12 protein-coding genes and 1 tRNA gene are annotated in these 11330 nt (G+C 59.8%); 8 read left to right on the top strand and 5 right to left on the bottom strand.

Going from position 1 to position 11330, the window contains the following annotated elements:
- The 3 genes from ihfA to QRN46_RS09105 all read left to right on the top strand — a co-directional run bounded on the left by ihfA (position 1) and on the right by QRN46_RS09105 (position 806).
- The gene (ihfA, locus tag QRN46_RS09115; protein WP_002553164.1) at positions 1-303 is read left to right on the top strand and encodes an integration host factor subunit alpha; all 303 of its coding nucleotides are present in this window, start codon (positions 1-3) and stop codon (positions 301-303) included.
- Complete coding sequence (locus QRN46_RS09110; RefSeq protein WP_003179985.1) at positions 284-640, top strand: MerR family transcriptional regulator; 357 nt, start codon at positions 284-286, stop codon at positions 638-640. Before ihfA ends, QRN46_RS09110 begins: the two co-directional genes overlap by 20 nt.
- Positions 641-729: 89 nt before the next feature.
- A tRNA-Pro gene (locus QRN46_RS09105) sits at positions 730-806 on the top strand.
- 88 nt (positions 807-894) lie between these two features.
- Here QRN46_RS09105 and QRN46_RS09100 read toward each other — a convergent pair.
- Together QRN46_RS09100 and rtcR are read right to left on the bottom strand one after the other, a co-directional pair.
- Positions 895-1152: a hypothetical protein gene (locus QRN46_RS09100; protein ID WP_201817670.1), complete on the bottom strand. Its 258-nt coding sequence runs from the start codon at positions 1150-1152 to the stop codon at positions 895-897.
- 339 nt (positions 1153-1491) lie between these two features.
- Positions 1492-3093: an RNA repair transcriptional activator RtcR gene (gene rtcR / locus QRN46_RS09095; RefSeq protein WP_285354562.1), complete on the bottom strand. Its 1602-nt coding sequence runs from the start codon at positions 3091-3093 to the stop codon at positions 1492-1494.
- 205 nt (positions 3094-3298) lie between these two features.
- Here rtcR and QRN46_RS09090 point away from each other — a divergent pair, with 205 nt between their 5' ends.
- The 5 genes from QRN46_RS09090 to QRN46_RS09070 all read left to right on the top strand — a co-directional run bounded on the left by QRN46_RS09090 (position 3299) and on the right by QRN46_RS09070 (position 8582).
- Positions 3299-4846, top strand: coding sequence for an RNA-binding protein (locus QRN46_RS09090; RefSeq protein WP_201817665.1), 1548 nt, complete (start codon positions 3299-3301; stop codon positions 4844-4846).
- A gap of 237 nt (positions 4847-5083) precedes the next feature.
- Positions 5084-6310, top strand: a complete 1227-nt coding sequence (locus QRN46_RS09085) for an RtcB family protein (protein ID WP_285354561.1) — start codon at positions 5084-5086, stop codon at positions 6308-6310.
- A gap of 39 nt (positions 6311-6349) precedes the next feature.
- Positions 6350-7138 (top strand): nucleotidyltransferase domain-containing protein, encoded by a 789-nt coding sequence (locus QRN46_RS09080; RefSeq protein ID WP_201817645.1) that lies wholly within the window; start codon positions 6350-6352, stop codon positions 7136-7138.
- An 8-nt stretch (positions 7139-7146) separates the two neighbouring features.
- Complete coding sequence (gene rtcA / locus QRN46_RS09075; protein WP_011333398.1) at positions 7147-8175, top strand: RNA 3'-terminal phosphate cyclase; 1029 nt, start codon at positions 7147-7149, stop codon at positions 8173-8175.
- Positions 8176-8252: 77 nt separating this feature from the next.
- Positions 8253-8582, top strand: a complete 330-nt coding sequence (locus QRN46_RS09070) for a hypothetical protein (protein ID WP_011333399.1) — start codon at positions 8253-8255, stop codon at positions 8580-8582.
- Between the two features lie 57 nt (positions 8583-8639).
- Here the strand turns inward: QRN46_RS09070 and QRN46_RS09065 are convergent, their stop codons facing one another.
- The 3 genes from QRN46_RS09065 to QRN46_RS09055 all read right to left on the bottom strand — a co-directional run bounded on the left by QRN46_RS09065 (position 8640) and on the right by QRN46_RS09055 (position 11269).
- Positions 8640-9053: a VOC family protein gene (locus tag QRN46_RS09065; protein ID WP_011333400.1), complete on the bottom strand. Its 414-nt coding sequence runs from the start codon at positions 9051-9053 to the stop codon at positions 8640-8642.
- Between the two features lie 160 nt (positions 9054-9213).
- A complete protein-coding gene (locus QRN46_RS09060; protein ID WP_011333401.1) occupies positions 9214-10158 on the bottom strand; it encodes an alpha/beta hydrolase in 945 nt (314 codons plus the stop codon).
- A 112-nt stretch (positions 10159-10270) separates the two neighbouring features.
- Positions 10271-11269: an NAD(P)H-quinone oxidoreductase gene (locus QRN46_RS09055; RefSeq protein WP_285354560.1), complete on the bottom strand. Its 999-nt coding sequence runs from the start codon at positions 11267-11269 to the stop codon at positions 10271-10273.
- Positions 11270-11330 lie beyond the last annotated feature (61 nt).

The following is an 11330-nucleotide window of genomic DNA, read 5'->3' as shown; positions in this document are numbered from 1 at the left end:
ATGGGGGCTTTGACGAAAGCTGAGATGGCGGAACGTCTGTATGAAGAGCTGGGCCTGAACAAGCGGGAAGCCAAGGAGTTGGTGGAACTGTTTTTCGAGGAAATCAGGCACGCTCTTGAAGACAACGAGCAGGTCAAATTGTCGGGTTTCGGCAATTTCGACCTTCGGGACAAACGCCAGCGGCCTGGCCGCAACCCGAAAACGGGGGAAGAAATCCCGATCACGGCTCGCCGTGTGGTCACCTTTCGTCCAGGGCAGAAGTTGAAGGCCCGAGTTGAGGCTTATGCTGGAACCAAGTCATAACGACGAACTCCCCGTCATCCCGGGCAAACGCTACTTCACCATCGGTGAAGTCAGCGAGCTGTGTGCGGTTAAACCTCATGTGCTGCGCTATTGGGAGCAGGAGTTTCCTCAGCTCAACCCCGTCAAACGGCGCGGAAACCGCCGGTATTATCAGCGCCAGGACGTGCTGATGATCCGGCAGATCCGTGCGCTCCTTTACGATCAGGGGTTCACCATCGGCGGCGCGCGCCTGCGTCTGTCCGGCGATGAAGCCAAAGACGACACCACCCAATACAAGCAAATGATCCGCCAGATGATCGCCGAGCTCGAAGACGTTCTGGTGGTTCTCAAGAAATAATTTCCTGCTTTTAAATACTTCCAGTTTTCAAAAGCTTGCGATATATTCTTGAGCGTTCTTCGAGATGAAGAACGAGTTTCAAACCTAGTCGGGGCGTAGCGCAGTCCGGTAGCGCACTAGCATGGGGTGCTAGGGGTCGAGTGTTCGAATCACTCCGTCCCGACCATTATTCCTGAGTAGAATCAGACACTTAAGCCGATCAGCCAGATCGGCTTTTTTGTGCCTGCGCAAAACTCCTGGTGCAGCAAAATCGTTCAAGGTTTTCTTTCTTCAGCTTCATTCTTAGATCCGCTGGATGTTTGCGCATCCTTCTCGGTCTCATGGGCCTCTGCGCCGGAGTTCGACCCCGAGGCTTCTTCACCCTTCTTGTCGGCCTTGTCTATCCTGGATTCGGTGCCTCCCTGGTTGACCCCGGGAATACCCGTAGGCGGAACGGTGCTTCCCGCCATCGCCAACGGTGCGGTGGCAGATAAAAGACTTCCAAGCATGAGGGCTGCAATGGTTCTGTTCATCGTCGGGCTTCCGCGTCAGGTGGATAGACGTTGGAAGTTCTGACGCGGGGTAAAGTGCCGGTCAACTGACGGGCGGGAACTCATAGCTATTTGTTCACGGACGCCCGCTATAGATGTGGTTCAGCAAGAACAGCTCGATGATCGCCACAAAGACGCAGGTCACGACAAATCCGCGGGTGAAGACTCTGCGAGGCTTTTGGCCGGACGTCTCGAAGCTGCACAGTGATAGCAGGTCTGAGAAAAACTCCAGTAAGCTCATCCGTGTCTGTCCTTCGCTTGATGTTTGTATCGCGGTGTGGCGCAGTTTATCTCAACGGCTTAGTCGATTGCGGCCGCGCTTCACTGCTCACGCAACTGGTTCCATTCAATGCCGAACCTTCCAAGATACTTCCTCAATCGGTCCGCATCGTTGGGCTGTGCTTTCGCCTGTCGCGACACGCCGAACAGTCGTCTGCCGGCATCCGACAAGCTGTCTGCCTGTCTGCAAACCTCCAGCACTGCCTTCAATTGCAATCGATCGAACAGGTCCAGCGTCTGCGCATCGCCCGGCAGCTCATTCTTCATCCCGGTTGGTTGCGCCAGGCCCCACGCATACCGCAGCCGATCAATTTCCTCCTCGACCTGCGCTTCATCGATTCGCCCGCTGTCGGCCAGCGTCGCCATACGCGTGATCGAGGCCGAGAGTTCACGGAAATTGCCCAGCCACGCAGCTTCCCGTGAGCTGGCGAAACTCAGGTAGCGCCGTCGGGCTTCAAGATTGAAACGCACCAGTTGGCCGTATTCGCGTGCGTGACGTTCAAGCTCGAAATCGATATTGGGTTCGATGTCTTCGCGGCGTCCGGCCAAGCCTGGCAGGTCGAACGTCCAGAGGTTGATCCGTGCGTAGAGATCTTCCCGGAACAGACCTTCGGCGACGCGACTGCGCAGGTCGCGGTGGGTGCCGGCGATGATCAGGAAGTCGCTGTCGACTTCCTTGTCCGAGCCCAGCGGGAAGAAGCGCTTCTCTTCGATGGCCTTGAGCAGCATCGCTTGTTCATCTGCCCCCAGTTCGCCGATCTCGTCGAGAAACAACATGCCGCCGTCAGCCGCTCGCAGCAGGCCGTCGCGAGCGTTTTGTGCGCCGGTAAAGGCGCCTTTGACGTGGCCGAACAGCGCGGACATTGCGCCGTCGCCACGCAGGGTCGCGCAGTTGACTTCAACGAAACGCCCCTGCATTTGATGGCGACTGCGTTTGAGCTCATAGATGCGTCGGGCAAGAAAGGACTTGCCGGCGCCGGTCGGGCCGATCAGCAGCATCGGCGCTTTGGAGCGCACGGCCACGCGTTCGATCTGCTCGATGGAACGGTTGAACGCGGTGTTGCGAGTGGCGATGCCGGACTTGAGAAACTCCAGGCCTTCCAGACGTTTGTGGGTGAATCGTGAGGCAATCCGGTCGTAGCGCGACAGATCAAGGTCGATCAGGGCGTGGGTGCCGGTGGCCGGCTCTTCTTCGCTCTTGCGACGGGCGGGGGAGGTCTGGATCAGGCGTGCCGGCAGGTAGCGCGCCTCGGTCAGCAAGAACCAGCAGATCTGCGCGACGTGGGTCCCCGTGGTGATGTGCACCAGATAGTCCTCACGCTCGGTATCGAAGGTGTATTCGGAGGTGAAGTCGTGGAGTGCGCCGTAGACCTCTTCGAAATCCCAGGGGTTGCGCAACGCCATCGGGTGGAGGCGTACCTCTGTGTCCGGCGATACCTGACGGATGTCCTCGCGAATGCGTTCGGCCAGGCTTGCGTCCCGTGCATCTGTGCCGTGTATCAGTTCCAAGCGATGGATCAAGACGTCCGGTTGCTGGCACAGGCCGACGCTAGGCCGCCAATGGCTCCAGCGATTGGCGCCTTTGCCGACGCGATCGAGGGTGGCGCCGATGAAACCGATGGCGACAGTGCGCTTGCTGGGCATGGATTATCCTGAAAGATAAATGACGATAACCAATGATAGTATTCGAGGGCGTTATTTGTCGTGGCGAAAATTCAGGGATGCTCGTTGTTAGAACAAAACCCTTTAAAATCAACTAGATAAAAATATTTCGCGAACGTTTTCCAAAACTGGCACAGCGGCTGCAATACCTGTCACAACGAACAGGACAACACAGCGAGACGCCACGATGGCCAACTTCAACCTCTTCAACACGCAATCGAAAAACCTGCCGGCGTGCGACACCTTGAATGCTTCCGGGGCTGCGGCTTATGCCTACACGCCCAAGCATCAGCTGGCCCAGCTGGCAGTCACCGGTTGCCTGAATTCGACCTTTTACGCAACGGCTCAAAGCCAGTTGGATCAGGTGCTGAAGCTGGTGGCGGAGCTGGACAGCCGTTTCGTGGCAAATGCCGCTCTTTATGCTCGCCAGAAAGGACACATGAAAGACATGCCGGCGTTGTTGCTGGCAGCGCTGACGGCTCAGCGTTCGGCTCTGGTGCCGGAGGTGTTCGGGCAGGTCGTGGACAGCGGCAAGATGCTGCGCAATTTCGTGCAGATCCTGCGCAGTGGCGCCACCGGTCGCCGATCCTTGGGCTCCCAACCCAAGCGTCTGGTGCAGAACTGGCTGAACAGCGCGACCGAGCGACAGCTGCTGCAGGCATCGATCGGCAATCAGCCTTCGCTGGCGGATGTGGTGAAGATGGTTCACCCAAAACCGTCCGAGGCCTGGCGTGAAGCGTTTTTTGCCTGGGTGATCGGCAAGCCGGTGGATGCAAAGGCGTTGCCCGCACTGACTCGCGATTTGCTGGCCTTTCGCAGCGGTGCGAGTGAGCAAGTGCCTGAAGTGCCTTTTCAATTGCTCGGTAACGAAACCTTGAGCAAGGAACAATGGGCAGCTCAGGCGCGGAACATGGGCTGGCAGGGACTGCGCATCAACCTCAATACGCTGGCGCGCCATGGTGCTTTTGACGTGCCGGGTTGCACCGAATACGTGGCCGCGCGGTTGGCGGATCCCGAAGCCGTTGCGAAGGCGCGGGTGTATCCGTACCAGTTGCTGGCAGCGTACCGGATGGTCGGCGATGACGTGCCGGCGCTGATACGCGAGGCTTTGCAGGATGCGCTGGAGCTCTCATTGACCAATGTGCCGAAGCTGCAAGGTGCGGTGGTGGTTTGCCCGGATGTTTCCGGCTCGATGGGCAGCCCGCTGACCGGGTATCGTCAGGGCGCGACCACGGCGGTGCGCTGCATCGATGTGGCGGCATTGATTACGGCGGCGGTGTTGCGTAAACAACCGACGGCACGGGTGATGCCATTCGAATGGAAGGTGGTGGATATCACCCTCAACCCGCGCGACAGTGTGATCAGCAATGCCGAAAAGCTTGCAGGCATTTTCGGCGGCGGAACCTGCTGCTCGGCGCCGTTGAAGAAACTGGCGGACAGCAAGGCCAGGGTCGATACGCTGATCATGGTGTCGGACAACGAATCCTGGATCGATGCGCGACGTCAGGGCGCCAGCGAGACGATGCTGCAATGGGAGCGGATAAAGCGCATCAATCCCCAGGCACGCCTGATCTGCATTGACCTGCAACCGGGTTGGGCGACACCGGCGGCGGATCGTGACGACATCCTGAATGTCGGCGGTTTCAGTGACGCGGTGTTTGATGTGATCGAACAGTTCACTGCCGGCCGGTACGGACCGCAGCACTGGGTCGAAGCGATTGAGCGCATGGGATGAAGCCATGAGCCGCCCAAAGAATTGATTTGTCACGGGCACTGAATGCCGGTGGGACTACATCCAAGACGTCTCACCAAATCCTTGTCAGTGCGCGTGACGGCACGAATGCCGATGGTTGTACATCTGAGGCCGGCCAACCCCGGTGCGCGGCAACGCGCAACAGTCATCAATCTTTGTCGTGCCACCTTTTTGAATCCGCCGGCGAATGCCGGTGGAACTACCTGAAGAATCGAGATGATGAAAGAACACACTTACCAACTGCTGGAAGTCGCCAACGGCAAACCGATCAAGCTCTGGACCGAAGGCGTCCCGGTGGAAAACGAAGCGCGCGAGCAGTTGATGAACACGGCGAAGATGCCCTTCATCTTCAAGCATCTGGCAGTGATGCCGGACGTCCATCTGGGCAAGGGCTCGACCATCGGCAGCGTGATTCCCACGGTCGGCGCGATCATCCCGGCAGCGGTCGGGGTGGACATCGGTTGCGGCATGATTGCCGCGCGAACCTCGCTGACGGCGGCCGATCTGCCGGACAATCTGCATGGCCTGCGCAGTGCCATCGAGCAAGCGGTGCCCCATGGCCGCAGTTCGACCCGCTCGCGCCGTGACAAAGGCGCCTGGGACGAGATTCCGCAACAGGCCGATCAGGCCTGGGCGGCGCTGAATCCACGCTTTAAGGCGATCACCGACAAGTACCCGAAACTGGCCAACACCAACAACCGCGGGCATCTCGGAACACTGGGCAGCGGTAACCACTTCATCGAAGTGTGCCTGGATGAGGTCAACCGGGTCTGGTTCATGTTGCACAGCGGCTCGCGCGGTGTCGGCAACGCCATTGGCAACCTGTTCATCCAGATGGCCCAGGCGGATATGCGTCAGCATATCGCCAACCTGCCGGATCGTGACCTGGCGTACTTCGAAGAAGGCAGTCGGCACTTTGACGATTACGTGGAAGCCGTGGGCTGGGCCCAGGATTTCGCCAAGCAGAACCGTGCGCTGATGATGCAAGCGGTGATTCAGGCCACGCGGCAGATCATCCGCAAGCCGTTCGAAGTCGCGCTGGAAGCGGTGAACTGCCACCACAACTACGTGCAGAAAGAGCGGCATTTCGGCGAGGACATTCTGGTCACCCGCAAAGGTGCGGTGTCGGCGAAGAAGGGCGAGTTGGGGATCATCCCCGGTTCGATGGGCGCCAAGAGTTTCATCGTGCGCGGTCTGGGTAACGAGGAATCGTTTTGCTCCTGCAGCCACGGTGCCGGTCGGACCATGAGCCGTACCAAGGCCAAAAACACCTTCACCGTCGAAGATCAGATCCGCGCCACCGCGCACGTCGAATGTCGCAAGGACGCTGCGGTGATCGATGAAATTCCGATGGCCTACAAGGACATCGACAAAGTCATGCACGCCCAGCGTGAGCTGGTTGAAGTGCTGCACACCCTGCGTCAGGTGGTGTGCGTCAAGGGATAACGCGTGCCGCAAGGCACGCCGGAACAAGGATTGAAGGACATGAAATTCGAAGAGCGTCACCCGCTGTGTAGCGTCATGCGCGGCCGGGTACTGGAAGAACTGGCGCGCATAGAGCGCGAACGCAATGTCACGGTGCTGTATGCCTGCGAATCGGGCAGCCGGGCCTGGGGATTTGCCTCGCCGGACAGTGATTACGATGTGCGCTTCGTTTATGTGGAGAAACCGGAGTGGTTCGTCCAGGTCGATGCACCAAGTGATGTGATCGAGCGCCCGCTGGATGACGAGCTGGATGTCAGTGGCTGGGAGTTGCGCAAGACCCTCGGGCTGTTGCGCAAATCCAACCCGACCTTGCTCGAATGGCTCGACTCCCCGCTGGTTTATCGCAGCGAGACTGCAGCGGTTTCTCAGCTACGGGCACTGGCCGAGGCATTCTACAGCCCGCCAGCCGCGCGCAATCATTATCTGTCGATGGCGAAAAAGAACTTTCGTGGTTATCTGCAAGGCGAAAGCGTGCGGTTCAAGAAGTACTTCTATGTACTGCGGCCCTTGCTGGCGGTGCGCTGGATCGATCAGGGACGGGGTCGGCCGCCGATGACGTTCAGCGATCTGCTGAGTACCGTCGATGACCGAGTCTTGCTCGATGAAGTTGATGAACTGCTCGCGCTCAAGCGCAATGCCGATGAGAGCGCATACGGTCCTCGTCGTCCGGCGCTGCATGCGTTCATCGAGGCGGAGCTTGAGCGTGCGGTGCCGACATTGCCCAGAACCCGGGAGGATTCGCGGCAGCTCGATCGATACCTGCGGGAAACCGTTGGTCTGTACGCCTAAGGAAAAAAATGAAACAGGACGTGATTGAACTGGACGGCGCCATCGGCGGTGGCCAGGTGTTGCGCAGTGCGCTGAGTCTGTCGATGGTGACGGGCCAGGCGTTTCGAATAGTGCGGATTCGGGCCCGGCGCAGTCGTCCGGGCCTGTTGCGCCAGCACCTGACCGCCGTGATGGCGGCGGCGCAGGTCTGCGGTGCAAAGATCCAGGGGGCTGAACTGGGCTCGCAGACATTGAGCTTCGAGCCGGGGCCGATTCGTGGCGGCGATTATCGCTTTGCCATTGGCACCGCCGGCAGTTGCACCCTGGTGTTGCAGACCTTGCTGCCCGCCTTGTTACTGGCGCCGCAAGCCAGCCGCGTGCGGATCAGCGGCGGCACTCATAATCCGCTGGCGCCACCGACCGATTTTCTCAGCCGCAGCTGGTTGCCGCTGCTGCGACGGATGGGCGCGGAGGTTGAACTGACGTTGCTGCGCCACGGGTTTGTACCGGCCGGCGGCGGTGAAATTGACGTCAGGGTGCAACCATCGAAACTGTCAGCACTGCACCTGTGTGAGCGCGGCTTGCCGCTCTCGCAACAGGCGTTTGCGCTAACGGCCGGACTGGCGCCGAGTGTCGGTGTCCGCGAGCTCGAAAGGGTGGCCCAGCGATTGAACATGGCGTCAGCAGAATTGAACACCGTCATCCTTGATCCGGCCTGTGGCCCGGGCAATGTGCTGCTGCTGGAATATTCGTTCGAACACGTCACGGAGGTTTTCAGCGCTTTCGGTCAAGCCTCACTGCGTTCGGAGAAGGTTGCGGACGCCGCGATCGATCAAGCGACCGATTGGCTGCACAGCGGTGCGGCGGTGGCAGAGCATCTGGCCGACCAGTTGCTGTTGCCGATGGTGCTGGCCGGAGGTGGATCGTTCACCACACCCAGGATGACCGAGCATTTGCACAGCAACATTTTGGTCATCGAGCGTTTTGTACCGATAACGATCCAGTGTGAGGAAGAAGGTGCAGACCGGTTGAGGGTTGAAGTTCGAACCAAGGAGTAACAGGCGGCAAATTGCTGGCCCCCGAATGTTTCAAGTCCCGGCAAACTCGCTTTTTTTCAAAAGGTTAGGTGGGCTATATGCGGACGATTGTCATCACCGTAGCAACGCTTTCCCTCGCTCTGTTCGCGGTGCAGGCCCAGGCCAGGGAGCTGAGCAAGAGCCATCGTTTTGCGTGTACCTGGGGTTCGGACATTGCCGCCGGTGCGCAACAGTCGAAGCTGTCCGGGATTTCCCTCTATGGCGCGCGCAAGCGCTTGCAGGCGCGCAAGTTCCAGCAACCGTGGATGCGCATGACCGCCATGGGCATCACCGAGCAGACCTACGACAGCGCGTCGCGGCTCAAACCGGCGGCCGTCAAGCAGACCTATTACGAACAGTGCATTCGCCACGAATTGGCCCAGCGTTGAACGAAAAAGCCCGACCTGAAAAGGTCGGGCTTTTTCATGTCCGGCGCAATGACAGCGTCACTTGTCACTTTCGCAATTGACCATCCACGACACGCCAAAACGATCCACCAGCATGCCGAATCGTGCGGCCCAGAAGGTGGCTTCCAGCGGCATGTCGACGCGACCGTCTCTGGCCAGGGCGTTAAATACCCGCTCGGCCTCGACGATGCTGTCGACATTCAGCGAAATCGAGCAACCGCTCATGCCTTGGGTCGGGCGGTCGGGGGTGGTGTCCGAAGCCATGAGCATCTGATCACCGACTTTCAGGCAGGTGTGAATGATCAGGTTGTGGTGCTCTTTCGGTACATGTTCGGCGGCTGGCGTTTCGCCGAAGGTCATCATCGCTTCGAGCTTGCCTTGCAGGCATTGCTCGTAAAACGTAAAGGCTGCGCGGCAGTCGCCGTTGAAGATCAGGTACGGGTTGATTTTCATGGTGGTGCTCCCGAATAGGCAGTGGAACGCTGCGCGGCCGGGTGTGCCGAAGCAGCGTCATGGATTGACTCCATCCAGCAAAGCGTCAGATCGCCGAATTTCCAGCCGATGCTGCAAGAATTTCCTTTCGGGGTGACCGATGGTCTGCGGGGGAGGGACGTCAGGAATCGCGCGGATTCTTTTGCACCGCAGCGCCGGCCACCCGGGCGGCAGGTCGGGTTTGCATCAGCGCATCGATTGCCTTGCGATAGTTCTGTCCGCCCAGCGCCATGCTGTTGTTGTGCGTTGCGCCGGGCACCAGCAACAGGCGTTTCGGCTGCCGGGCGGCGGCGAACAGTTGTTCGCTGAAGCGTGACGGCACGAAGGCGTCGGCCAGGCCGTGTACCACCAGCAACGGCATGTGGATCTCGGCGATCTTGTCGATGGAATCGAATTTCTGCGACAGCAACCAGCGGACTGGAAGGGAGGTGTTGGCCACGGCTGCCGCAACATCCGCCAAGGAGGTGAAGGTGGATTCGATAACCAGTCCGCGCACCGGCAATGGGGTGTGGTTTCTGGTGGCGTCGCGACCGAGTTCGGCAGCCAGATCGATGGCGACCGCGCCACCCAATGAATGCCCGTAGATCAGGCGTTTGTTCGGATCGGGTTGCAACAGCTGGAAGCGTTCCCAGGCTACCCGGGCATCTTCGTACACCGTGCTTTCCGACGGCAGATCGCCACGGCTCTGGCCGAAACCGCGATAGTCGATGGCCAATACCGAATAACCTGCCGCGCGCAATTGTTCGATACGAAACAGTTGCCCTGTCAGATTCCAGCGTACGCCATGCAAATAAAGAATGGCCGGTGCATCGGCGCGCTCTGCCGGCCACCACCAGGCGTGAATGTTTTGCCCGGCCTTGAAGCTTTTCGGTTGCAGGTCGAGTTCCTGCACGCTGCCGGGCAAACCGTGATACCAGCCGGCGGTGCCCGGTTCGATGCGAAACAGAAGCTTGCGCTCTGTGTGTTCCAGCACGGCACAACTCGCCGGCACGCCGACGATCAGGGCGGCCATGCAGGCGAACGCCAGACGGCGGCGTCGAACTCGGGTCATGAAGGCCAGGAACATTAAACGTTTCACCACCGCGTGGACAAAGAACGCTTTTTACCAGAAGCCTGGACACGCGCGTGACATTTTCGACCGCCGCCCACCCGCAACGATTACAAAATGCTGCAACGACTCAGTCGATCTTCAGCACGATCTTGCCGATGTGGTCGCCCGCTTCCATGTGCGCATGGGCCTTGGCTGCTTCGGCGAGCGGATAGACCTTGTCGATGATCGGCAGGCAGCGTCCGGCGGCCAGCACCGGCCAGACGTGTTCGCGCAATTGATCGGCGATGGCGGCTTTTTCCGCCGAGGTACGGGCGCGGAGGAGGGAACCGGTGACCACCGCACGTTTGCCGAGGATCGCCAGCAGATCGATGTCATTGGCTCGCGCGCCGCCGAGGAAACCGAGCATCACCAACCGTCCATCCATTCCCAAGGCGCTGATGTTCCCGTTGAGGTATGAGCCGCCCATGATGTCGAGGATCACATTCACGCCCTGGCCGGCGGTTTTCTCGGCGATGACCGCCGCGAACTCCTGTTCCCGGTAGTTGATCGCGTCGCCGCCCAGATTGCGGATCGCTGCACATTTATCGGCGCTGCCGGCGGTGGCGAAAGCTTCGATGCCAAACTCGCGGCACAGCATGAGCGCGGTGGTGCCGATGCCGCTGGTGCCGCCGTGGATCAAGGCGCGCTGACCACGGCTGGCGCCGCCGAGGCCGAACAGGTTGGCCCACACAGTGAAAAAGGTTTCAGGAATAGCCGCAGCCTGAATCCAGTCGAGCCCGTCGGGAATTGGCAGAGTCTGGCCGGCCGGGACCGTGCAGTATTCGGCGTAACCTCCGCCATTGGTCAGCGCGCAGACCCGGTCACCGACCGCGAATGTGCTGACACCGCTGCCGATCGCCACGACCTCGCCGGCCACTTCAAGGCCCGGAATCGGGTTCATGCCGGGCTTCATCGGGTATTTGCCGGCGCGTTGCAGGGCGTCCGGGCGATTGACGCCGGCGGCGTGCACGCGGATCAGAACTTCGCCTTCTGCGGCAACCGGGAGCGCGACGCGTCGGGATTGCAGAACCTCGGGCCCACCCGGTTCGGTGATTTCGATTCGGGTCATTTCATTGGGCAACGTCATTTTCGATTCCTCTTGAAAAAGTGATCAGTAGATGGGAGCACGTTCAGGGCCCAATGATTCC

Origin of the sequence: Pseudomonas sp. lyk4-R2A-10 (assembly GCF_030209075.1) — a bacterium.
GTDB classification, from domain to species: Bacteria; Pseudomonadota; Gammaproteobacteria; order Pseudomonadales; family Pseudomonadaceae; genus Aquipseudomonas; species Aquipseudomonas glycinae.
Note: the sequence above shows the minus strand (reverse complement) of the source record. Positions and strands in the feature narration are given on the sequence as shown.

Coding starts and splice junctions, on each gene's coding strand:
- QRN46_RS09055 (WP_285354560.1), bottom strand. CDS start 11,269: ATGACGTTGCCCAATGAAATGACCCGAATCGAAATCACCGAACCGGGT.
- QRN46_RS09080 (WP_201817645.1), top strand. CDS start 6,350: ATGAAATTCGAAGAGCGTCACCCGCTGTGTAGCGTCATGCGCGGCCGG.
- QRN46_RS09110 (WP_003179985.1), top strand. CDS start 284: ATGCTGGAACCAAGTCATAACGACGAACTCCCCGTCATCCCGGGCAAA.
- QRN46_RS09060 (WP_011333401.1), bottom strand. CDS start 10,158: ATGTTCCTGGCCTTCATGACCCGAGTTCGACGCCGCCGTCTGGCGTTC.
- QRN46_RS09085 (WP_285354561.1), top strand. CDS start 5,084: ATGAAAGAACACACTTACCAACTGCTGGAAGTCGCCAACGGCAAACCG.
- ihfA (WP_002553164.1), top strand. CDS start 1: ATGGGGGCTTTGACGAAAGCTGAGATGGCGGAACGTCTGTATGAAGAG.
- QRN46_RS09065 (WP_011333400.1), bottom strand. CDS start 9,053: ATGAAAATCAACCCGTACCTGATCTTCAACGGCGACTGCCGCGCAGCC.
- QRN46_RS09070 (WP_011333399.1), top strand. CDS start 8,253: ATGCGGACGATTGTCATCACCGTAGCAACGCTTTCCCTCGCTCTGTTC.
- rtcA (WP_011333398.1), top strand. CDS start 7,147: ATGAAACAGGACGTGATTGAACTGGACGGCGCCATCGGCGGTGGCCAG.
- QRN46_RS09100 (WP_201817670.1), bottom strand. CDS start 1,152: ATGAACAGAACCATTGCAGCCCTCATGCTTGGAAGTCTTTTATCTGCC.
- rtcR (WP_285354562.1), bottom strand. CDS start 3,093: ATGCCCAGCAAGCGCACTGTCGCCATCGGTTTCATCGGCGCCACCCTC.
- QRN46_RS09090 (WP_201817665.1), top strand. CDS start 3,299: ATGGCCAACTTCAACCTCTTCAACACGCAATCGAAAAACCTGCCGGCG.